The organism is Prauserella shujinwangii (genome assembly GCF_003001955.1).
Classification (GTDB): domain Bacteria; phylum Actinomycetota; class Actinomycetes; order Mycobacteriales; family Pseudonocardiaceae; genus Qaidamihabitans; species Qaidamihabitans shujinwangii.
Genome location: NZ_PVNH01000004.1, coordinates 403,472 through 426,603 on the forward strand (window position 1 = coordinate 403,472; position 23,132 = coordinate 426,603).

Genomic DNA, 23,132 nt, shown 5'->3' on the forward strand with positions numbered 1-23,132 from the left:
GCCGTTCCGGTCCGGCTTCGCCCACAGGGATCCGCCTCGGTCAAGGACGGTCGGCCAGCCAGCGTTCCAGGGTCTCGGCCTTGGCCGGCCGGTTCATCAGCCGGTACGCCCGCGCCCAGACGGCGGGGTCCGCGAGCGGCACGCCGCGCCAGCGACCGGTGACCCTGGCGGGCAGCCGTTCGGTGCCGCCCGGCGTGCGGATCGCGAAGTTGACCAGCAGATCCAGGTCGTGGTCACCGCCGTCGACCACGTACCGCCGTTCCGTGGCGTAGAAGTCGTGGTCGGTGCCGTCGCGGTAGGGCAGCCCGGTGTGCTCCAGCGCAGCGACGACGGGCGGGACCTCCGCGTCGACGGTGACGTCCCAGTCCCGCGCGGTGTCCGCCAGCCCCAGCGCGACGAGCAGTCCCGAGCCGCCCACCGCGGGTGCCAGTCCCTGCTTCTCGAACGTTGCGACGAGGTGCAGCAGCGGGTCGAGTGGAGGAATGCGCACGCGACCCAGGAAACCACGTCCGGCGTTCACCGGGGCCGGGCGACCAGGAGCCGGAAACCCACGTCCAGCTCGTCGCGGCGCAGCAGATCGGCGTGCCGCTCCTGCCAGCGACCCGACTCCAGATCCCGGCGCAGGCGCGCCATCCCGCGCTCCACCGCGACCGGATCCGACTGGGCCAGCGCGGAGCAGGCCCGCCGCACGCCCGGTTCCAGGTACGCCGCGGGCCTGCGCCAGTGCGCGGGGAACACGCCGTCGGTGAAGTCCCACGGCACGGGCAGCGGGATCACCTCGTCCGCCTCGAGCTCCTCCGCGATGTCGAGGACCGACGGCCGCGCCCGCTCCAGCCGCGCGATCTCCGGCACGTACTCCCGCACCAGCCAGAACTCGGCGTGCCGGGCCGGGTCGTACGTGAGCACGACCTGGCGGTGCGATACCCGGCGCAGCTCGACGACGCCGCGTCGCCAGTCGCTCCAGTGGTGGACGGTCAGCACGGCGAGGGCGGCGGCGGCCGCGCCGTCGCGCAACGGGAGCGCCTCGGCCACCGCCCGGACGACCGGCGCCGCACCGTCCGGCCGCTGCCGGATCATCCGCGCGGAGGGTTCGACCGCCAGCACGGTCGACGCGGGTTCGTAGCATCCGGTCCCCGCACCCACGTTCACCACCGAACGGGCCCCGGACAGCGCCGCTTCGACGGCGGCCAGCCACCGGCCGTCCGTGCGGCGCACTTCGGAGTAGCCGATGCCGATGCGGTCGTAGATGTCCTCCTGGCCCGGCATCTCCCCACCGTAGTGACGCGCCACCCGGTCGGCACGCGGCTGGTGCGTCAGAGGGGCAGGTTCAGCCGGGCCAGGCGCTCCGGGTCGGCGAGGATGTCCAGCGCGATGATCCTGCCGCCCGCCACCGTGAACGCCGCCAGCGACACCGGCTCGCCGTCCGCGAACGCGACCGCTCCGGGTCCGCCGTTGACCAGCACGGGCCGGGTGAACTCGGTCAGCCGGGTGAACGCCATCGCGCCCTTCGCGACAGCGGCCACGCCCCGCAGCACCGTGCTCGGCCGTGCCGTCCCGCCGTCGGTGCGCACCACAACCTCCGGGTCGAGCACGCCGATCAGCGTCGCCAGGTCTCCGTCGCGCGCGGCGGCGAGGAACGCGTCGACCACCGCCCGCTCGCGGCCGGGGTCGCCGTCCCGCTTCGGCGCCGCCCGCTGCACCCGCCTGCGCGCGCGGCTGGCCAGTTGCCGTGCGGCCGCCTCGGTGCGGCCGACGATGGGCGCGATCTCGTCGAAGGGCACACCGAACATGTCGTGCAGCACGAACGCGAGCCGTTCGGCCGGGCTCAGCGTCTCCAGCACCACCAGCAGGGCGAGGCCAACCGAGTCGGCCAGCACCGCCTCCCGCTCCGGGTCCTGGCTCTCCGCGGTGCTGACCACCGGGTCCGGTAGCCGGACGTCGAGCGGTTCCTCCCGCCTGCGGTCGCGGGAGCGCAGCATGTTCAGGCACACCCTGCTGACCACGGTCGTCAGCCAGCCGCCCAGGTTCTCGACGCCCGCGGTGCCCGCGCCGCTGACCCGCAGCCACGCCTCCTGCAGCGCGTCGTCCGCCTCGCTGAGGGAGCCGAGCATCCGGTACGCCACGGCGCGCAGGTGGGCTCGGTGCTGCTCGAACTGGCTGGTCAGGAACGTGTTGTCGGTCATCGGTCGCGGTCGCCCTTCGTTCCGGTGTCAGCACACTGACCCGCCGGGCCCCGCGAGTGTGACCGGTGCGGACCGATGAGTTCTCGCCCGGCGCATCGTCCACAGTGCCAGAACTCGTGGAGGTGTGCCCATGGCCAGACTGCTGTACTCGGCGACCATGTCACTGGACGGCTTCATCGCGGGTCCCGGCGGGGACATGTCGTGGCTGACCGGGTACCTCGGCCCGAACCCGACGATCGAGGCGCTCCTCGCCGAGATCGGCGCGATCCTCGTGGGGAACCGCTCGTTCCGCGGCGACGACCCGCACCGCGGCGACACCGAGAAGGAAGGCAAGGCGTTCGGCGGCGGCTGGGAGGGCCCGCAGTTCGTCCTCACGCACCACCCGCCCGCGACGCCGGTGCCGGGCATCACGTTCTGCACCGACCTCGACAGCGCGGTCGTCGCCGCCAGGTCCGCCGCGGGGGACAGGTACGTCAACATCATCGGCGCCGACGTCGCCCGGCAGTGCCTCGCCGCGAACCTGCTCGACGAGGTACTGGTGTGCGTCGCCCCGGTGCTGCTCGGCGACGGCGTCCGGCTGTTCGCCGAGCCCGGCGGGGCGCAGGTCGAACTGGAACGGCTGCGCTCGGCCGAGGCGCCGCTGGCGAACGTGCTCCGGTTCCGCGTGGCGCGCTGACCGCGGCACGCGCGAGCGGAAACGCAGCACTCGCGGTCCGGACGGGGGACTCGCGGTATGGTAGAACTCGTTCTAGTTCGGGAGGTGCCGTGCGCTACGGGATCGTGCTGTTCACCAGTGACCGGGGGATCACGCCGGCGCGGGCGGCCCGCGCCGCCGAGGAGGCCGGGTTCGACTCGTTCTCGGTTCCGGAGCACACGCACATCCCGGTGCGCCGCGACGCGGCACACCCGGGCACCGGCGACGGCAGCCTGCCCGACGACCGCTACCTGCGCACCCTCGATCCGTGGGTCGCGCTCGGCACCGCGGCGGCGGTGACCGAGCGGATCCGCCTCGCCACGGCGGTCGCGCTGCCGGTGGAACACGATCCCATCACGCTCGCCAAGACCGTCGCCTCGCTCGACCACCTCTCCGGCGGCCGGGTCACGCTCGGCGTCGGCTTCGGCTGGAACACCGACGAGCTCGCCGACCACGGCGTCCCGCCGGACCGGCGGCGGGCGGTGCTGCGCGAGTACCTGGCGGCGATGCGGGCCCTGTGGGCGGAGGAGCAGGCGGCCTACGAGGGCGAGTTCGTCCGGTTCGGCCCGAGCTGGGCGTGGCCGAAACCCGTGCGGGGCGCGGATGTGCCCGTACTGGTGGGCGCGGGCGGGACCGCGCGGACGTTCGCCTGGATCGCGCGGTCCGCCGACGGGTGGATCACCACGCCGGGCGAGGAGGACATCACGGCCAAGGCCGACCTGCTGCGGAAGGTGTGGCGGGAACACGGCCGCCAGGGCGAGCCCGGGATCACGGTGCTGGCGGGCAGGCCCGACCCGGACGCACTGGCCCGGTGGGCGGACGCGGGCGTCTCGGAGGTCGTGTTCGGCCTCCCGGACCGGGCCGAGGACGAGGTCGTCGGCTATGTGCGGCGGCTGGCGGAGAAGCTGGCGCTCGGGGCGGGCGCCACGCGGCCCTGCTGAGCCTCCTCCGCCACGTCGCCTAAGGTCGCGGCATGGTCGAACAGCAGCCGGCTCGGGCCCGATCGGCTGCCGCACCGTCCCCCGCGCCCGAGCCGCCCGCGCCGGGCGCGCCCGCGCCGTTCGCCCGACTCCCCGTCCTCGCGATCGCGGGCAGCGCCATGGGTGTGCTGCTGGCGTTCGCGGGCCGCTACGGCTACCACGGCGACGAGCTGTACTTCCTGTCCGCGGGCAGGCACCTGGCCTGGGGCTACGCCGACCAGCCGCCCCTGCTGCCGCTGCTCGCGCGGCTGATGGACACCCTGTTCCCCGGCTCGGTGGTGGGCCTGCGCCTGCCCGCCGTGCTGTTCACCGGCATCGGGATCGTCGTCGCCGCCCTCACCGCCCGCGAGCTGGGCGGCGGGCGCCGCGCCCAGGCGCTGGCCGCCGGTGCGTTCGCCTGCTCGCCGTTCCTGCTCGCCGGCGCCGGGCACATCCTCGCGACGCACATGGTGGACGCGTTCCTCTGGACGGTCGTCGTCTGGCTCGTCGTCCGCTGGGTTCGCCTGCGCGCCGACCGGCTGCTGCTCGCGGCGGCGCTGGTCACCGCGGTCGCGTTGCAGGTCAAGTTCCTCATCCCGGTGTTCTGGCTCGTGCTCGGCGTGTCCGCGCTCGTCCTGGGCCCGCGTGAGCTGCTGCGCAGGCCGCTGCTGTGGGCGGGCGCGGCGGTCGCCGTGCTCGTCACCGTGCCCACTCTGCTGTGGCAGGCCGACCACGGCTGGCCGCAGCTGGAGATGGACGCCACGGTGGCCGCCGAGGTGTCCTTCGCGGGTGGCCGCACCACCTTCCTGCCGATGGCCCTGCAGCAGGCGGGGATCGGCGTGGGCGCGCCGCTGTTCGTGCTCGGCGTGTGGTGGCTGCTGCGCTCGCCGCGCCTGCGGCCCTACCGGTTCCTCGGCCTGACCGTGCTCGGTGTCACCGCCGTCTTCTGGCTCAACGCGGGCAGGCCGTACTACGTCGGCGGCCTGTTCGCCCTGTGCTTCGCGGCGGCGGCGGTCGAGCTCGACCTGCGCCTGCCCGCCCGCTGGCGCTGGGTCTACGTCCCCGTCTACGCCGTGTCCGCCGCCGTCGCGATCAGCTGGCTGCCGGTCAAGCCGATCGCCTCCTACGCCGGTGAGCCGTACAGCCCGATGAACATGGAGCTGGAGGAGTTCGGCTGGCCGCAGGTGGCGGCCGACGTCGCCCGCGCCTACCGGGAGCTGCCCGCCGGCCAGCGGGCGCGGACCGCGGTCGTCACCGACAACTACTGGCAGGCCTCGGCGATCGAGCACTTCGAGCCTGGCCTGGCCCCGGTGTACAGCGGCAGCCGGGGCTACTGGTACTTCGGCGCGCCCCCGGACTCGGCCACCGGCGCCCTGTTCGTCGGTTCCGACCGCGACCGCCTGCTCGGCTACTTCGCGTCGGTGCGGCAGGTCGCGACCCTCGACAACGAGCACGGCGTGAACAACTCGGCCCAGGGCACGCCCGTGTGGCTGTGCGAGGGGATCCGCGCGCCGTGGTCGGAGCTCTGGCCGGAGTTCCGGCACATGAGCTTCGGCTGGTGAGCCCTATGCGCGGCCCCGTGCCCCGGGCATAACAACTCGGCGTCTTCCCGCGGATACATCAACTTCGTCTTGACGGGTGTCGGCGGCCACTCTACTTTTGCATGTCAAAGGACGAAGTGGGGCTGATGTGAATTTAAGTCTGCACACGCCGAGCGAAGAGGCTGGTGGTGCACCCCTGCTGCACATGCGGGGCATCGTCAAGCTCTTTCCGGGCGTCCGCGCGCTCGACGGCGTCGATCTGGAAGTCAGGGCGGGTGAGGTGCACTGCCTGCTCGGGCAGAACGGGGCGGGCAAGTCCACGCTGATCAAGACGCTGGCCGGCGCCCACCAGCCGGACGCGGGCGAGATCATCTGGCAGGGCGAGCGCGTCTCGCTGTCCTCGCCGGTGGCCGCGTTGAAGCGCGGCATCGCCACGATGTACCAGGAGCTCGACCTCATCCCGACCCTTTCCGTCGCGGAGAACATCTTCCTCGGCCACGAGCGTGCGCGGTACGGATTCACCCGTCCGGCCGCGGCCAGGGCGGAGGCGAGCGCGCTGCTGGAGCGGCTGGGGCACGCGGAGATCTCGCCGGACACCGAGGTCGGCAAGCTCTCCGCCGCGGGCCAGCAGCTGGTGTCCATGGCCAGGGCGCTCGCGCACGACGCGCAGCTGATCGTCGCCGACGAGCCGACCGCCGCGCTGGCCAGCGACGAGGTGGACAACCTCTTCCGGATCATCGAGGAGCTGACCGCCGAGGGTGTCGCGGTGGTCTACATCTCGCACCGAATGGAGGAGATCCGCCGCATCGGGCACCGGGTCACCGTCATCAAGGACGGCCGCACCGTCGCCGCCAACCTCGACGCCCGCGAGACGCCGGGCAACGAGCTGGTCGACCTGATGGCGGGCCGCAAGGTCCAGGCCGCCTTCCGCGAGGGGGGCGAGGGCTCGGCCGAGTTCGGCGACGAGATGCTGGTGGTCGAGGGACTGACCCGCGCGGGCGAGTTCCGCGACGTGTCGTTCACCGTGCGGGCCGGGGAGATCGTCGGCCTGGCCGGGCTCGTCGGCGCGGGCCGCAGCGAGGTGCTGGAGACGATCTTCGGCGCGCGCAGGCCCGACGCGGGCACGGTCGTCGTCGGCGGGAAGAAGCTGCGGCCCGGCAGCGTCTCGTCGGCGGTGCGCGCCGGGGTGGGGCTCGCTCCCGAGGAGCGCAAGAGCCAGGCCCTGCTGCTGGACATGTCCGTCGCGCACAACGCCACGCTCGCCAGCCTGCCCGGCTACAGCACGCTCGGCTTCAGCCAGCGGGCCAGGGAGCTGCGCGACGCGACGGCCACCCTGGAGCGGCTCGACCTGCGGCCCGCCGACCCGCGGCGGCCCGCGGGCACGCTCTCCGGCGGCAACCAGCAGAAGGTGGTGCTGGCGCGCTGGCTCGTCCGCGGCTGCCGCGTGCTGCTGCTCGACGAACCCACCAGGGGTGTCGACGTCGGAGCCAGGGCGGAGCTCTACCGGCTCATCCACGAACTCGCCGCCAGCGGCGTGGCGATCGTGCTGGTGTCCAGCGAAATTCCCGAGGTGCTCGGCCTCGCCGACCGCGTCCTCGTCCTGCGCGAGGGCGACGTGCTGGCGAACCGGCCCGCGGGCGAGCTGAGCGAGGCGGATGTCCTCGACATGGTTATGGAAGGGAGTGCCGCGTGACCAAGGCACTTGACCGGCCACCCGTCAAACCGGCGGCCACGGGTGCGGGACGCCGCGCGTTCCCCGTCGACGTGCGGCTGCTCGGGCTGACCGGTGTCCTCGTGCTGCTCTGCCTGATCGGCTACGTGACCAACCCGGACACGTTCCTCACGGAGGGCAACATCTCGATCATGCTGCGGCAGGCCGCGGCGATCGGGGTCGTCAGCGTCGGCATGACGTTCGTGATCCTCACCGCGGGAATCGACCTGTCCGTCGGCTCGCTCGTCGCGCTCGCCAGCGTGTGGATGACGACGGTCGCGACCCAGTCCTACGGGCCCTTCGTCATGGTGCTCTGCGGACTGCTGGTCGGGCTCGTTGCGGGGCTGGTGAACGGCATGTTCATCGCCTACGGCAAGGTGGTCCCGTTCATCATGACGCTGGCGATGATGGCGTCGGCCCGCGGCCTCGCCGAACGCATCAGCGGCAGGCAGACGCAGGTCGTCACCGAGCGCGGGTTCACCGACTTCTTCGGGGCCGATTTCCTCGGCATCCCCGTGCTCGTGTGGATGCTCGCGCTCGTCTTCGCCGTCGGCTGGGTGGTGCTCAACCGCACGACGTTCGGCAGGAGGACGTTCGCCATCGGCGGCAACGCGGAGGCCGCGCGCCTCTCCGGCATCAACGTCAAGCGGCACGTCGCGCTGGTGTACGGGATCAGCGGGCTCTGCTGCGGCATCGCCGCGATCATCACCGTCGCGCGGACGACCTCCGGAGCCTCGACCGCCGGCATGTTCTACGAACTCGACGCGATCGCCGCGGTGGTGATCGGCGGCACGTTGCTCTCCGGCGGGCGTGGCAGCCTCATCGGCACGCTGATCGGTGTCCTCATCTTCACCGCCCTGAGCAGCATCTTCACCCAGAACAACCTGGACACCGACATCCAGAACATCGCCAAGGGCGCGATCATCGTCGCCGCCGTGCTGCTGCAGCACACCACCGCCCGGCGGCGCAAGGCGAAACCACGAGGCCCCGCAGAAACCCCAACCGAAGCAACCGGGAGCGAGAAATGACAGGATCGAACTTAGCGCGGCGTGGCTTCCTCTTCGGCGCGGCAGGCGTCGGCGCCGGTGCGGTGCTGGCCGGCTGCACGTCGAACGAGCCCGCCGGGTCCGAGCAGCCACAGCAGGCCGCGGCGCAGGGTGACAACGCGGAGCCCGGCAAGCAGGTGACCATCGGGTTCTCCGCGCCCGCGGCCGACCACGGCTGGATGGCGGCGGTGACCATCAACGCCAAGCAGATGGCGGAGCAGTTCTCCGACGTCACGCTGAACGCCACCGAGGGCACCAACGACGTCAACCAGCAGATCGCGCAGGTCGAGTCGCTCATCAACGGCGGCGTGGACGCCCTGGTGATCCTGCCCTACGACGGCAAGGCGCTGACGTCGGTCGGCAGGAAGGCCATGGACAACGGCATCCCGGTCGTCAACGTCGACCGCGTCTTCGACACGGCGCTCGCCTACCGCATGTGGATCGGCGGCGACAACTACCGCATGGGCGTCAACGCCGGCTACTACATCGCCCAGCGGCTCAAGGACAACAACGTCAGCAACCCGGTGATCGCCGAGGTCGCCGGGCTCGACTCGCTGCCGCTGACCCAGGAGCGCAGCCAGGGCTTCAAGGACGCGCTCAACACGGAGGGCTTCAAGGTGACCCGCCGCGTCGCCGCCGAGTTCACGCCGGAGACGGGCGAGCAGAAGACCGCGCAGCTGCTGCAGGCCGCGCCGAAGATCGACGCGCTGTGGAACCACGACGACGACCAGGGCATCGGCGTGATGGCAGCCATCGAGAACGCGGGCCGCGACGAGTTCTTCATGGTCGGCGGCGCCGGTTCGAAGAACATGATGGAGCGCATCAAGGCCGACGACTCCGTCATCAAGGCGACCGTCCTCTACAGCCCGTCGATGGCGTCCTCCGCGATCGCCATGGCCCGGCTGATCGCGCAGAACAAGGGCATGTCCGACCTGGCCGAGCACGAGGTCCCCGCCAGCATCACGACCTACTCCGCCGTCGTGACCAAGGAGAACGTGGACCAGTACATGGATGTCGGGTTCGACTCGTGACGGGGGCGGACACCGAGAACGGAAAGACGCTCGGCGTCGCCATGATCGGCCACGCGTTCATGGGCGCGGTGCACTCGCAGGCGTGGCGCAACGTGCACCGGTTCTTCGACGTGCCGGTCACCCCGCGCATGGTGGCGCTCGGCGGACGGGACGAACGCAGGACGAAGGAGGCCGCCGACCGGTTCGGCTGGGCGTCGTTCGAGACCGACTGGCGAAAGCTGGTCGAGCGGGACGACGTCGACCTCGTCGACATCTGCACGCCCGGCGACACGCACTGCGAGATCGCCGTCGCCGCGCTGGCCGCGGGCAAGCACGTGCTGTGCGAGAAGCCGCTGGCCAACACGGTCGCCGAAGCCGAGCAGATGGCGGAGGCGGCCGCGCGGGCCGACGCGCGGGGTGTGCGCTCGATGGTCGCGTTCAACTACCGCAGGGTGCCCGCGCTCGCGCTGGCCAGGCGGTTCGTGGCCGAGGGCAGGCTGGGCGAGCTGCGGCACGTGCGGGCGGCGTACCTGCAGGACTGGCTTTCCGACGCGGAGGCGCCGATGACCTGGCGGCTGCGCAAGGAGCAGGCCGGTTCCGGCGCGCTCGGCGACATCGGGGCGCACATCGTGGACGCCACCCAGTTCGTCACGGGTGAGCCGCTGGTCGGCGTCTCCGCGCTGACCAACACGTTCGTGCCGAAGCGCCGCTCGGCGGGCGGCGGCGAGGAGGACGTGACCGTGGACGACTGCGCGCTGTTCACCGGCCGGTTCGCCTCCGGTGCGGTGGCCAGCTTCGAGGCGACGCGGTACGCGCTCGGCCGGAAGAACGCGATGCGGCTGGAGATCAACGGCTCCCGAGGCAGCATCAGCTTCGACTTCGAGTCGATGAACGAACTGTGGTTCTACGACGGCGACGAACCGGCCGAGCGCGCGGGCTTCCGGCGCATCCTCGCCACGGAGGACGCGCACCCGTACGTGTCCGCGTGGTGGCCGCCCGGCCACCTGCTGGGCTACGAGCACACGTTCACGCACGAGGTGGCCGACCTGCTCACCGCCATCGGCGGCGGGGAGCGGCCGAGCCCGAGCTTCGCCGACGGCCTGCGGGTGCAGCGCGTGCTGTCGGCGGTGGAGAACAGCGCGGCCAACGGCTCGCGCTGGGAAGCAGTGGACAGCTAGCCGACGGCAAGTAGGAGGAACACCGAGAACCCGGCATTCACCGAGTCCCCACCGGTTGATCAAGGGAAGGTACACGTGCGACGAAGCAGTAGTACCCGGAAGGCAAGATCTCCCCGAATGCTGTGGCGCGCCGGCGCCGCCGCCCTGGCCCTCTGCACGGGCCTGGGCGGCGTGTCGGTCGCCTCGGCGCAGGAAACCGAGCAACCCAGCGTCCTGGTGTTCTCGAAGACGGCGGGCTACCGGCACGCCTCGATCCCCACGGGCATCAGCACCATCCAGCAACTGGGGGCCGACAACGGCTTCACCGTGGAGGCGACCGAGGACGCGACGGCGTTCACCGACGAGAACCTGGCGCGCTTCGACGCGGTGGTGTGGCTTTCCACCACCGGCGACGTGCTGAACGACGCCCAGCAGTCCGCGTTCGAGCGGTACGTCGAGGGCGGCGGCGGTTACGCGGGCGTGCACGCCGCGTCCGACACCGAGTACGACTGGCCCTGGTACGGCGACCTGGTGGGGGCGTACTTCGACTCCCACCCGCAGATCCAGGAGGCGACGGTCAACGTCGAGGACCGCCAGCACCCCTCGACGTCGCACCTGCCGTACCAGTGGACCCGGACCGACGAGTGGTACAACTTCCGTGCCAACCCCCGGCAGGAGGTGCACGTCCTGGCTTCGCTGGACGAGTCCAGCTACGACGCGGGCGGTGGCGCGATGGGCGACCACCCGATCGCCTGGTGCCACACGAACAGCGGCGGCCGCGCCTGGTACACGGGCGGCGGGCACACCGAGGCCTCGTTCGGCGAACCGGAGTTCCGGCAGCACCTGCTCGGCGGCCTCCGGTACGTCACCGGGCTGGCCGACGGCGACTGCTCGACGCCGGACCCGGGCACCGGCACCCCGGAGGACTCCGACTTCGACCAGGTCACGCTCGCCCGCGGCCAGCAGGTCACCGGTGAGCCGATGGCGCTGGCCGTGCTGCCGGACCGCCGGGTGCTGCACAGCTCCCGCGACGGCCGGGTCTTCCTGACCACACCGGACGCCAACACCAAGCTCGCCGGGACGATCCCCGTCTACAACCACGACGAGGACGGCCTGCAGGGCATCGCGGTGGACCCCGACTTCGAGACCAACCGGTGGGTGTACGTCTACTACGCGCCCCCGCTGGACACCCCGTCCGGGGACGCGCCGGAGACCGGCACCGCCGCGGACTTCGCGCCGTTCCAGGGGCACAACCAGCTGTCGCGGATGAAGCTGGCCGACGACGGCACGCTCGACCTCGCCAGCGAGCAGAAGATCCTGCAGGTCCCCGCCGACCGGGGCATCTGCTGCCACGCCGGTGGTGAGATCGACTTCGACGCCGAAGGCAACCTGCTGCTGTCCACAGGGGACGACACCAACCCGTTCGCCTCGGACGGCTACACGCCGATCGACGAACGGGCGGACCGCAACCCCGCGTTCGACGCGCAGCGCAGCTCGGCCAACACCAACGACCTGCGCGGCAAGCTGCTGCGCATCACGGTCGAGGCCGACGGCGGCTACTCGATCCCCGAGGGCAACCTGTTCGCGCCGGGCACCGAGAAGACCCGGCCGGAGATCTACGCGATGGGCTTCCGGAACCCGTTCCGGTTCGCCGTCGACAAGGAGACCGGCTGGATCCATCTCGGCGACTACGGCCCGGACGCCGGTTCCGCCAACCCGGACCGGGGCCCCGGCGGCACCGTCGAGTTCAACCTCATCAAGGGGCCCGGCAACTACGGCTGGCCGTACTGCGTCGGGGACAACCTGGCGTACAACGACTACGACTTCGCCACCGGGACCTCCGGCGAGAAGTTCGACTGTGCGGCGCCGCGCAACGAGAGCCCCCACAACACGGGGCTGGTGGAGCTGCCGCCGGTGCAGCCGGCGTGGATCCCGTACGACGGCGGGTCCGTGCCGGAGTTCGGCACCGGCAGCGAGTCGCCGATGGGCGGTCCGGTGTACCACTTCGACCCGGAGCTGGACTCCCCGACGAAGTTCCCCGAGTACTTCGACGGCAAGAACTTCGCCTACGAGTGGGAGCGTGGCTGGATCAAGACCATCGAGGTCGGACCGGACGGCGAGCGCGGTGCGATCGAGCCGTTCTTCGAGTCGATGGAGCTGGTGCGGCCGATGAACATCGAGTTCGGTCCCGACGGTTCGCTGTACGTGCTCGACTACGGCAGCAGCTACTTCGGCGGGGCACCGGACTCGGCGGTGTACCGGATCGACTACACGAAGGGCAACAACACGCCCAGCGTGCAGGTGTCCGCCACGCCGACGTCCGGCAGCGCGCCGCTCGAGGTGAGCTTCGACCCGGCGGGGACGTCCGACGAGGACGGTGGCGAGCTGTCCTACGCCTGGGACTTCGACGGTGACGGCAGCACGGACTCCACGGAGGCCGGCCCGGTGACGCACACCTACACCGAGCGCGGGCAGTACAGCGCGAAGCTGTCGGTGACCGACCCGACCGGCCTGGTCGGTTCGGCCAGCGTCGTGGTGACCGTGGGCAACACGGCCCCGAGCGTGACGCTGGAGAAGCCGGTCAACGGCGGGTTCTTCGGGTTCGGTGACCAGGTGCCGTTCCAGGTCACCGTGACCGATCCGGAGGACGGCGAGATCGACTGCTCGAAGGTGACCGTGGAGTACGTCCTCGGCCACAACGACCACGGCCACCCGCTGTCGCGGGCCACCGGCTGCGAGGGCGTCATCGAGACCCCCGCGGACGAGGGCCACGGGCTCGACGCCGACATCTTCGGTGTGATCAACGCCTACTACACCGACAACGGCGCCGAGGGCGCTCCGGCGCTGGAGGGTTCGGACGAGGTCGTCCTGCAGCCCAAGGCGAAGCAGGCCGAGTTCGCGTCCGAGCAGAACGGCATCCAGATCGTCGAGGCCTCCGGGGCCAGCGGCGGCAAGCGCGTCGGCTACATCGACGACGGTGACTGGATCAAGTTCGACCCGGCGAACCTCACCGGGATCGGCGCCATCGGGTACCGGGTGAGCTCCGGCGGCGCGGGCGGCACCATCGAGGTCCGCGCGGGCGCCGTCGACGGTCCGGTGCTGCAGACCGTGCCGGTCGAGAACACCGGTGGCTGGGACAACTACGTCGACATCGACCCGGTCCCCGTCGAGGACACCGGCGGAACCAAGCCGCTGTACCTGGTGTTCAAGGGAAGCGGTGGCGGCGGCCTGTTCGATGTGGACGTCCTGCGGTTCACCGGGCACGGGGTGGCGCTGCCCGCCCCGGCGTGCGAGCCCGCGCAGCCGGACGAGGGCTACCGGATGCTCTTCGACGGCACCGAGGCGAGCACGGCGGGCTGGAAGCAGGCCGGGCCCGGCTCCTTCGAGCTGACCGATGACTGCACGCTGAAGTCGGTCGGCGGCATGGGGCTGTTCTGGTACGAGCAGCAGTTCGGTGCCTACAGCCTGAAGCTGGACTGGAAGCTGGCCGGGGACGACAACTCCGGCGTGTTCGTCGGGTTCCCGGACCCGGGCGACGACCCGTGGGTTGCGGTCAACCAGGGCTACGAGGTGCAGATCGACGCCACCGACGCCCCGGAGAAGACCACCGGCTCGATCTACGACTTCCAGTCGGCCGACATCGCCAAGCGGGACGAGGCGCTCAACCCGCCGGGTGAGTGGAACTCCTACGAGATCGTGGTGCGGGGCCAGACCATCCAGGTCTACCTGAACGGGGTGCTGATCAACGACTTCGTCAGCACCGACCCGAACCGCGACCTCACCAGGGGCTTCGTCGGCATCCAGAACCACGGCGACGCCGACGACGTCTTCTTCCGCGATATCCAGGTCAAGGAGCTGGACACCGTCGCGCCGGTCACCGAGGCGGCCTTCGGCGGCCCCGGTGGCGAGGGCGGCTGGCAGCGTGGCGAGGTCCCGGTGACGCTCACCGCGACCGACGAGGGATCCGGTGTCGACCGGATCGAGTACCGCCTGGACGGTGGCGAGTGGACGGCCTACACCGAGCCGGTCGTGATCTCCGGCGACGGTGAGCACACGCTGCTGTACCGGGCCGTGGACAAGGCGGGCAACGTGGAGGCCGACAAGGCGGCGACGGTCAAGATCGACGCGACCAAGCCGACCCTGATGGTCTCGGGCGTGGCCGACGGCCGGGTCTACGGGGACGCGACCGACCTGTCCGTCGCGTGGCGGGCCGAGGACGGCACGTCCGGCGTCGTCGAGCGGTCGGCACGGCTCGACGGCGAGGCACTCGAGTCCGGGTCGGTGATCCCGCTGCACACGCTCGACCTCGGTGAGCACCGGATCACCGTGTCGGCCACCGACGCGGCGGGCAACACGGCGGAGCAGTCGCTGACGTTCACGACGACCACGTCGATCCGGGACATCGGGCTGCTCGTCGACCGGTTCCGGGACGCGGGCCGACTGTCGTCGCGGGACCACGTGCGGCTCTCCGTGCACCAGTCGCTGGCCGGATGGATGCACGACCGGGGCTGGGACGGGCAGGCGGTACGGGCGCTGCAGCGCTTCGTCCGCGTGGCCGACCGCGTCGGCGACGAGGGTGTGCGCGCCACTCTGGTCCGGGACGCCCGGGCGGTGATCGCGCACATCGAGGGTGACTCGACGCTCCCGGAGGCGTCCGGCACCGAATGATCCACTCCCGGGTGGGTGCCCGCGGCGCGGCGGGTGCCCACCCGGGAGCTTCCAACCATTGGACCCGGCGAAGAACTGAGGTTGGGATTATGGGAACCACAGGGTTGTGGTTGGTCGGCGCGCGAGGCTCGGTGGCCACCACGGTCGTGACCGGTCTGCTCGCACTGCGGTCGAGGGTCGTCGGACCCACGGCCTGCGTCAGCGCGCAGCCGGAGTTCGCGGAGCTCGGGCTGCCGGACTGGGACGACATTCTCGTCGGCGGGCACGACATCGTGGACACGCCGCTCGAGAAGCGGGCCGAGCAGCTCACCGAGGCGGGCGTGCTCCCGCACCGGGTGCTGGAGTCCGTCCGTTCCGGACTGTCCGAAACAGACGCCGAGATCCGGCCGGGCTACCATCCCGCGACCCACTCGGGTTCCCAGGCCGACGCCGCGCGGCGGCTCGCCGACGACATCGGCGAGTTCGCCGAGCGGCACGGCCTCGAACAGGTGGTGGTGGTCAACGTCTCGTCCACCGAGCCGGTGTTCCCGGGGTTGCCCGAGCACGGCACGCTCAAGGCACTCGAGTCCGCGATGGCGGTGCCGGGACGGACGGTGCTCCCGCCCAGCTCGGTCGCCGCCTACGCGGCACTGCGGTCGGGTTGTCCCTTTGTCGACTTCACGCCGTCGACGGGGATCCGGCTGCCCGCCCTGGAGGAGCTGGCCCGCCGCCAGGCCCTGCCCTACGCGGGCTCCGACGGCAAGACCGGCGAGACGCTGGTGCGCAGCGCGCTCGCGCCGATGTTCGCCTCCCGGGCGCTCGACGTCCGGTCGTGGGCCGGCACGAACCTGCTCGGCGGCGGTGACGGGCTCACCCTCGCCGACGCCGAGCACGCGGGCAGCAAGCTCGCGTCGAAGGGCCGCGGCCTCGCCACGTTGCTCGGCAAGGACGTCACCGCGCCACTGCACATCGACAACGTGCCCGACCTCGGCGAGCAGAAGGTGGCGTGGGACAACATCTCGTTCGAGGGGTTCCTCGGCGTGCGGATGAGCCTGCAGTTCACCTGGTCCGGCTACGACTCGGCGCTGGCCGCGCCGCTGGTGCTGGACCTGGCCCGGTTCGTGGCCAAGGCGCACGAGGCGGGCCGGTCCGGTGCGCTCGGTGCGCTCGGGTTCTTCTTCAAGGACCCGATGGGCACCGACGAGCACCGGCTCGCCGAGCAGTACGCCGCCCTGCGCGAGTGGGCGGCCACCCTATGACCGCCGTGGAGCCCGCCCGGCGAGCAGTGAAGGCCACCTTCACTGCGTCCAACGCACGCGGGGTGGCCTTCACCGCCCGCGGTCGCGGGGGGAAGGTGGGGGTGTTCGTGCAGTTGGTGCGGGCGCCCGCCGCGCTCACCGTCCTCGGCGACACGATCGCCGGTGGCGCCGCGGCGGGCACGCCGCTGCATGGCAGGCGGTGGACGCTGCCGCTGGCCTCGGCCTGCTTCTACTGGGCCGGGATGGCGCTCAACGACTGGGCCGACCGGCGGCTCGACGCGGTCGAGCGGCCCGAGCGGCCGATCCCTTCGGGCCGGATCACCCCGGGCACCGCACTGACCACTGGGGGTGTGTTGACCGCCGCCGGGCTCGGCCTCGCCGGGTTCGGCGGCGGGCAGCGCGCGCTCCGCGCGGCCGTGCCGCTCGCCGCCGCGGTGTGGGCCTACGACACCACGCTCAAGGGCACCGCGGCCGGACCGCTCGGCATGGCCACCTGCCGCGCCCTCGACGTGCTCATGGGTTCCGGCGGGCGGTGGCGGCGGGCCGCCCCGGCCGCCGCCGCGCTCGGCGTGCACACGGCAGGCGTCACCGCCGTGTCCGCGGGCGAGGTGCACGGCGGCTCGCCCGGAACGGGGGCGCTCGCGCTGGCCGGCACGGCGACCGCCACCGGGCTGGCCGTCGCCGGGCGCGCGGGCGGGCGCACCGACCGGATCGCCGCGCTCGGGTACGGCGCGGGTTACGCGGCCACGGTCGGCCGCGCCCAGTACCGCGCCACGACGACGCCGTCCGCGGACCGGGTGCGGGCCGCCACCGCGGCCGGTATCCACGGCATGGTCCCGCTGCAGGCGAGTCTCACTGCCCGGTACGGCTCCGGTCGCGTGGCGGCGCTGCTGGCCGGGGCGCTGCCGCTGGCCCGCCGCCTCGCGCGGAAGGTGAGCCCCACATGACATCGGCCCGCCGTGGCGCGTGTCCGCGATCTGTGCACGCGTGTCCGCGTCGCGCGACGCGGACACGCGTGCACAGATCGCGGACACGCGCGAGGAAGGGGAGGCGTCCATGAGCGGCCTGCGACTCGGCTACGGCACCAACGGCTTCGCCAGCCACCGCCTCGACGACGCGCTCGACGTGATCGCCGGGCTGGGCTACGACGGCGTCGCGCTGACCCTCGACCACGCGCACCTGGACCCGTTCGCCGCCGACCTGCCCGGGCGCACCAGCGCGGTCGCCGCCCGGCTCGGCCGCCTCGGCCTCGGCGTGGTCGTGGAGACCGGCGCGCGGTACCTGCTCGACCCGTGGCGCAAGCACCAGCCGACCCTGCTGTCGGCGGAACCGGTGGCCAGGGTCGACTTCCTCCGCCGCGCCGTCCGCGTCGCCGCCGACCTCGGCGCCGAATGCGTGTCCTTCTGGTCCGGGGTGAAAGAGCCCGGCCTGGCCGACGAGACCGCGTGGCAGCGGCTGCGCGACGGGGTGTCCGCCGTCCTGGAGGAGGCGACGGAGCGGGGCGTGCGGCTCGCGCTCGAACCGGAGCCGGGGCACTTCGTGCAGCACCTCGACCAGGCGCTGCGGCTGCGTCACGACCTCGGCTCGCCCGAACTTCTCGGCATCACGCTCGATGTCGGGCACTGCGTGGCGGTGGAACCGGTCGACGCGGCCGAGTGCGTGCGCAGGGCGGGCGCGCTGCTGTTCAACGTCCAGCTCGACGACATGCTGCCCGGTGTGCACGAGCACCTGGAGTTCGGCGCGGGCGAGCTGGACCTGACCGCGACCCTCGCCGCGCTCACCGGAATCGGCTACACCGGCCTGGCGGCCGTGGAGCTGCCCCGGCACAGCCACGCGGCGCCCGAGGTGGCGCGCCGCAGCCTCGCGGCGCTGCGCGCGGCCGAGTGGACCGGCGACGCCGAACGCCGGATCGCCGCCGACCCGGCGAGTGTGCGCACGCTGTTCCCCGCGGCGGGCCGGAAGGCCGGGCGCGCGCCGCTGCACCCGGAGACCGATCCGCAGGGGCTCGTGCACGGCACGCGGGACGACGAGGCCCGCGGCCGCCTGCTCGCGGCGCTCGCGCGGGCGCTGCCGCCCGAGGACCTCGCGAAGGAGGTCGGCGAGCTGTACCGCTACGGTGACGGCGCCGAGCGCAGGGGCGTGCTGCGGAACCTGCACCGGTTGCCCACGGGGGACCCCGAGTACTCGGTGGTCCGCGACACCGGGCTGCGGCTGGTCGAGGACGCCCTGCGCGCCAACGACACCGGGCTCGTCGCCGCGGCGCTGGGGCCGTTCGCCGCCGCGCACCTGGACGCGCACTCCTGGCGGCACGGCGTGCTCAAATGCCTTTTCGTCGGCGTGCCGGTGGCCGCCGTCGCCGGTCTCGCGGAGCGGACCGACGACGAGCTGGTCCGGATGGTCACCGACTACGTGGCGGAACGGAAGGCGGCGGGCCGGGACGTGCCCCCTGATGCCGACGCGATTCTCCAGGAGGCTGGGCAATGAGTGCGATGAGGATCTTCGACCCGCACATCCACATGACGTCGCGGACGACCGACGACTACGAGGCCATGTACGCCGCGGGAGTCCGCGCTCTGGTCGAGCCCGCGTTCTGGCTCGGCCAGCCGAGGACCAGCGTGGGGTCCTTCGTGGACTATTTCGACGGGCTCATCGGCTGGGAGCGGTTCCGCGCGGCGCAGTTCGGAATCCGCCACCACTGCACGATCGCGCTGAACCCCAAGGAGGCCAACGACCCGCGCTGCGCCGACGTGCTCGACGTGCTGCCCCGCTACCTCGCCAAGGACGGGGTGGTCGCGGTCGGCGAGGTCGGCTACGACTCGATGACCGCCGCGGAGGAGAAGGCGTTCCAGCGCCAGCTCGCCATGGCCGTGGAGCACGAACTGCCCGTGCTGGTGCACACGCCGCACCGGGACAAGCGCAGCGGCACCCAGCGCACGCTCGACGTGGTGCGCGAGTCCGGCATCGCACCGGAGCTCGTGGTGGTCGACCACCTCAACGAGCTCACGGTCGGGCTCGTCGCCGAGTCCGGCTGCTGGATGGGATTCTCGATCTACCCGGACACCAAGATGGACGAGCACCGCATGGTGACGATCCTGCGGGAGTACGGCACCGACCGGGTGCTGGTGAACTCCGCCGCCGACTGGGGGCGCTCCGACCCGCTGAAGACGAAGTACACGGGCGAGGCGATGCTCGCGGCCGGCTTCACCGAGGACGACGTGGACAAGGTGCTGTGGCGCAACCCGGTGGAGTTCTACGGGCAGAGCGGCAAGCTCCTGCTCGACCCGCTCGAGCAGGCCGCTCCCACCGGGGAGACGTTCGAGGGCAACTCGGTGCTGCGTGGCGCGCGGCCGGACAGCGGTGCCTGATGTTGCTGTCCTACTGCACGAACGTGCACCCCGCCGAGGACCTCGACGGCATCCTGCGGCAGCTGGACGCCTACGCGGTGCCGGTGCGGGAACGGCTCGGGCAGGACCGTCTCGGCGTCGGGCTGTGGCTGGCCGCCGAGGTCGCCGCCGGGCTCGCCGCCGACCGGGAGAGCAGGCGCAGGCTCGCCGCCGAGCTGTCCGCGCGCGGGCTCGTCGTGCAGACCCTCAACGCCTTCCCGTACGGCGGGTTCCACGCCGACGTGGTCAAGCACGCCGTGTACGTTCCGAAATGGACCGACGCGGCCCGGCTGCGGTACACGCTGGACTGCGTCACCGTGCTCGCCGATCTGCTGCCCGCCGACGCCGCCTACGGCAGCATCTCGACGTTACCGCTGGGCTGGCGGGAGCCGTGGGGTCCCTCGCACGACCTGCGCGCCGGGATCGCCTTCGAGGAGGTCACCCGGGTCCTGCGGACGGCGCTGGCACGCCACGAGCAGCCGATCCGGCTGGCGGTCGAACCGGAGCCGGGGTGCGTGCTCGACACGGTCGCCGACGCCGTGACCTGGCTGGCCGACCGCGTCGAGCCCGAGTACGTGGGGCTGTGCCTGGACACCTGCCACCTCGCGGTGTCCTTCGCCGACCCCGCCGAGACGGTGGCGCGGATCCGCGCCGCGGGCCTGGACGTGGTGAAGGTGCAGGCGTCCGCCGCGCTGCACGTCGAGGACCCCGGCACCGAGGACGCCCGCGCGGCGCTCGCCGAGTTCGCCGAGCCCCGCTACCTGCACCAGGTGCGGGAACTGACCGGCACCGGCGACGTCCTCGCCGCCGACGACCTGCCCGAGGCACTCGACCGGCTGCCCGCACGGGGGCCGTGGCGCGTGCACTTCCACGTGCCGTTGCACGCGTCGCCGGAACCGCCGCTGACCTCGACCACCGGGGTGCTGCGGGACGCGGTGGCGGCGCTGGCCGAGGGGGGCGGGCCGCTGCCGCACGTGGAGGTGGAGACCTACACGTGGAACGTGCTGCCCGCCGCGCAGCGGCAGGACCTCGCGGACGGGATCGCCGACGAGCTGCGCTGGGCACGGGCGCGGCTGCTCAGCCAGGAGGTGCGCACATGACCAGGTTGCTCGTGCTCGACGTCGTCGGGATGACCCCGAAGCTGTTGCGGCACATGCCGAACCTCGCCGCGCTCGGCGGCCGGGGCTGGCGGGCGGAGCTGGGCACGGTGCTGCCCGCGGTGACGTGCAGCGCGCAGTCCACCTTCCTCACCGGGCGGATGCCGTCCGGGCACGGGATCGTCGGCAACGGCTGGTACTTCCGGGACCTCGGCGAGGTCTATCTGTGGCGGCAGCACAACCGGCTCGTGCAGGGGGAGAAGGTGTGGGAGACGGCGCGGGCCGCGCGTCCCGGCCACGTCTCCGTCAACCTCTGCTGGTGGTACGCGATGGGGATGTCGACCGACTTCACGGTCACTCCCCGCCCGATCTACCACGCCGACGGCCGCAAGTCGCCGGACTGCTACGCCCGGCCGCCGGAACTGCACGACCGGCTCACCGCCGAACTCGGCCCGTTCCCGCTGTTCCACTACTGGGGGCCGACCGCCTCGATCACCTCCACCCGCTGGATCGTGGCGGCCGCCCGCAGGTTGTTCTGGGACGAGAGCCCCGACCTGCAGCTGGTCTACATCCCGCACCTGGACTACGACCTGCAGCGGTACGGGCCGGACTCGCCGCAGGCCGTGCGCGCCGCGAAGGCCGTCGACCGGGAGCTGGCACCGCTGCTGGCCGACGCCGAACGCGCCGGTGCCACCGTCGTCGCGCTGTCGGAGTACGGCATCGCGCCCGCGGACACCCCGGTCGACGTCAACCGGGCGCTGCGCCGCGAGGGCCTGCTGGAGGTCTACACGCAGGACGGCATGGAGTACCTCGACCCGTGGACGTCCCGGGCCTTCGCCGTCGCCGACCACCAGGTGGCACACGTCTACGTCGCCGACGAGGCGGACATCCCGAAGGTGCGCGGCCTGCTGGCGGCCCTGCCCGGCGTCGACGAGGTGCTCGACCGCGAGGCGCAGGCGGCCTACGGCCTCGACCACGAGCGCTCCGGTGAGCTGGTGGCGGTGGCCGAGCCGAGGGCGTGGTTCACCTACTACTACTGGCTCGACGACACGCGCGCGCCGGACTTCGCCAGGGGAGTGGAGATCCACCGCAAACCCGGTTACGACCCGGCGGAGCTGTTCTTCGACCCCGACGACCGGCTCGCGAAGGCGAAGGCCGGGCTCAACCTGCTCCGCAAGAAGGCGGGCCTGCGCTACACGATGAACGTGGTGCCCACCGATCCCCGGCACGTGCGCGGTTCCCACGGCAGGCTGCCGGACTCGGCCGACGAGGGACCGGTGCTGCTGTGCTCCGACCCCACCGTGCCGTCCACTGTGGAGAGCACCGGTCGCATGGCGGCGACGGAGGTGCGTGACCTGTTGCTGACACTGCAAGGAATCCCGGAGGTGGCGAAACGATGAGCCGACCGATCACCCTGTTCACCGGCCAGTGGGCCGACCTGCCGTTCGAGGAGGTCTGCAGGCTGGCCTCCGAGTGGGGCTACGACGGCCTGGAGATCGCCTGCTCGGGCGACCACTTCGAGGTCGACCGCGCGCTCGCCGAGGACGACTACGTCGAGGGCAGGCACAAGCTGCTCGAGTCGTACGGCCTGAAGGTGTGGGCGATCTCCAACCACCTGGTCGGCCAGGCCGTGTGCGACGACCCCATCGACGAGCGGCACCGCAACATCCTGCCCGCACGGATCTGGGGCGACGGCGAGCCCGAGGGCGTGCGGCAGCGGGCCGCCGCCGAGCTCGCCGACACGGCGCGGGCGGCCGCGAAGCTGGGCGTGGACACCGTCATCGGGTTCACCGGCTCGAAGATCTGGAAGTACGTGGCGATGTTCCCGCCGGTGTCCCAGGACATGATCGACGACGGCTACGCCGACTTCGCGGCCCGCTGGAACCCCATCCTCGACGTGTTCGACGAGGTCGGCGTGCGGTTCGCGCACGAGGTGCACCCCAGCGAGATCGCCTACGACTACTGGACGACCCAGCGCGCGCTGGAGGCCGTGAACCACCGGCCCGCGTTCGGGCTGAACTGGGACCCGTCGCACTTCGTGTGGCAGGACCTCGACCCGGTCGGGTTCATCCTCGACTTCGCCGACCGGATCTACCACGTCGACTGCAAGGACACCAAGAAGCGCTTCGACGGGCGCAACGGCAGGCTCGGCTCCCACCTCCCGTGGGCCGACCCGCGCCGTGGCTGGGACTTCGTGTCCACCGGGCACGGGGACGTCGACTGGGAGAGCGCCTTCCGCGCGCTCAACTCGATCGGCTACACGGGGCCGATCTCCGTGGAGTGGGAGGACGCGGGGATGGACCGGCTGCGTGGCGCGGCCGAGGCCGTGCACTACATCCGGAACCTCAACTTCGACAAGCCGGCCGCGGCGTTCGACGCGGCGTTCAGCACGGAGAAGGAGTGAGCAGGTGAGTTCGACCAGCGAGGGCAGGCACCTTTCCCGGA

At 72.1% G+C, this 23,132-nt stretch carries 18 protein-coding genes; 15 read left to right on the plus strand and 3 right to left on the minus strand.

From position 1 onward, the window contains the following. Positions 1–40 precede the first annotated feature (40 nt). Genes B0I33_RS11720 through B0I33_RS11730 form a run of 3 tightly spaced genes read right to left on the minus strand, consistent with a single transcriptional unit; the run spans position 41 to position 2,183 of the window. Complete coding sequence (locus B0I33_RS11720) at positions 41–490, minus strand: hypothetical protein (protein ID WP_146147483.1); 450 nt, start codon at positions 488–490, stop codon at positions 41–43. A gap of 26 nt (positions 491–516) precedes the next feature. Further along, positions 517–1,266 carry a class I SAM-dependent methyltransferase gene (locus B0I33_RS11725; RefSeq protein ID WP_106178644.1) on the minus strand — a complete coding sequence of 250 codons (750 nt, stop codon included), beginning with the start codon at positions 1,264–1,266 and terminating at the stop codon, positions 517–519. A 47-nt stretch (positions 1,267–1,313) separates the two neighbouring features. Further along, positions 1,314–2,183 carry a sigma-70 family RNA polymerase sigma factor gene (locus B0I33_RS11730; protein WP_106178645.1) on the minus strand — a complete coding sequence of 290 codons (870 nt, stop codon included), beginning with the start codon at positions 2,181–2,183 and terminating at the stop codon, positions 1,314–1,316. 130 nt (positions 2,184–2,313) lie between these two features. Here B0I33_RS11730 and B0I33_RS11735 point away from each other — a divergent pair, with 130 nt between their 5' ends. The 15 genes from B0I33_RS11735 (at position 2,314) to B0I33_RS11805 (ending at position 23,091) form a co-directional block, all read left to right on the plus strand. Next, on the plus strand, positions 2,314–2,859 hold the full coding sequence (locus tag B0I33_RS11735; RefSeq protein WP_106178646.1) for a dihydrofolate reductase family protein: 546 nt from the start codon (positions 2,314–2,316) through the stop codon (positions 2,857–2,859). Between the two features lie 89 nt (positions 2,860–2,948). Continuing rightward, entirely contained in the window at positions 2,949–3,818 is an 870-nt protein-coding gene (locus tag B0I33_RS11740) for an LLM class F420-dependent oxidoreductase (protein WP_106178647.1), read from the plus strand. A 158-nt stretch (positions 3,819–3,976) separates the two neighbouring features. Next, a complete protein-coding gene (locus B0I33_RS11745; protein WP_245900634.1) occupies positions 3,977–5,398 on the plus strand; it encodes a glycosyltransferase family 39 protein in 1,422 nt (473 codons plus the stop codon). 184 nt (positions 5,399–5,582) lie between these two features. Next, on the plus strand, positions 5,583–7,070 hold the full coding sequence (locus tag B0I33_RS11750; RefSeq protein WP_106178649.1) for a sugar ABC transporter ATP-binding protein: 1,488 nt from the start codon (positions 5,583–5,585) through the stop codon (positions 7,068–7,070). After that, positions 7,067–8,116, plus strand: a complete 1,050-nt coding sequence (locus tag B0I33_RS11755) for an ABC transporter permease (protein ID WP_106178650.1) — start codon at positions 7,067–7,069, stop codon at positions 8,114–8,116. The genes B0I33_RS11750 and B0I33_RS11755 overlap by 4 nt, the downstream gene beginning before the upstream one ends. Continuing rightward, complete coding sequence (locus B0I33_RS11760) at positions 8,113–9,165, plus strand: substrate-binding domain-containing protein (protein ID WP_106178651.1); 1,053 nt, start codon at positions 8,113–8,115, stop codon at positions 9,163–9,165. The genes B0I33_RS11755 and B0I33_RS11760 overlap by 4 nt, the downstream gene beginning before the upstream one ends. Before the next feature lie 41 nt (positions 9,166–9,206). Continuing rightward, positions 9,207–10,322, plus strand: a complete 1,116-nt coding sequence (locus B0I33_RS11765; RefSeq protein WP_106178910.1) for a Gfo/Idh/MocA family protein — start codon at positions 9,207–9,209, stop codon at positions 10,320–10,322. 117 nt (positions 10,323–10,439) lie between these two features. Further along, positions 10,440–14,969, plus strand: coding sequence for a ThuA domain-containing protein (locus B0I33_RS11770; RefSeq protein WP_181193257.1), 4,530 nt, complete (start codon positions 10,440–10,442; stop codon positions 14,967–14,969). 89 nt (positions 14,970–15,058) lie between these two features. After that, on the plus strand, positions 15,059–16,207 hold the full coding sequence (locus B0I33_RS11775) for an inositol-3-phosphate synthase (RefSeq protein ID WP_106178653.1): 1,149 nt from the start codon (positions 15,059–15,061) through the stop codon (positions 16,205–16,207). Between the two features lie 95 nt (positions 16,208–16,302). Next, positions 16,303–17,154 carry an SCO3242 family prenyltransferase gene (locus tag B0I33_RS11780; protein ID WP_106178911.1) on the plus strand — a complete coding sequence of 284 codons (852 nt, stop codon included), beginning with the start codon at positions 16,303–16,305 and terminating at the stop codon, positions 17,152–17,154. Positions 17,155–17,263: 109 nt separating this feature from the next. After that, positions 17,264–18,691 (plus strand): EboA domain-containing protein, encoded by a 1,428-nt coding sequence (locus B0I33_RS11785; RefSeq protein ID WP_106178913.1) that lies wholly within the window; start codon positions 17,264–17,266, stop codon positions 18,689–18,691. Between the two features lie 5 nt (positions 18,692–18,696). Then, positions 18,697–19,572, plus strand: coding sequence for a TatD family hydrolase (locus B0I33_RS11790; RefSeq protein ID WP_106178654.1), 876 nt, complete (start codon positions 18,697–18,699; stop codon positions 19,570–19,572). Positions 19,573–19,574: 2 nt separating this feature from the next. Continuing rightward, entirely contained in the window at positions 19,575–20,690 is a 1,116-nt protein-coding gene (gene eboE / locus B0I33_RS11795; protein ID WP_106178915.1) for a metabolite traffic protein EboE, read from the plus strand. Further along, a complete protein-coding gene (locus B0I33_RS11800) occupies positions 20,687–22,087 on the plus strand; it encodes an alkaline phosphatase family protein (RefSeq protein WP_106178655.1) in 1,401 nt (466 codons plus the stop codon). Before eboE ends, B0I33_RS11800 begins: the two co-directional genes overlap by 4 nt. Further along, on the plus strand, positions 22,084–23,091 hold the full coding sequence (locus tag B0I33_RS11805; protein ID WP_106178656.1) for a sugar phosphate isomerase/epimerase family protein: 1,008 nt from the start codon (positions 22,084–22,086) through the stop codon (positions 23,089–23,091). The genes B0I33_RS11800 and B0I33_RS11805 overlap by 4 nt, the downstream gene beginning before the upstream one ends. Positions 23,092–23,132: the final 41 nt, after the last annotated feature.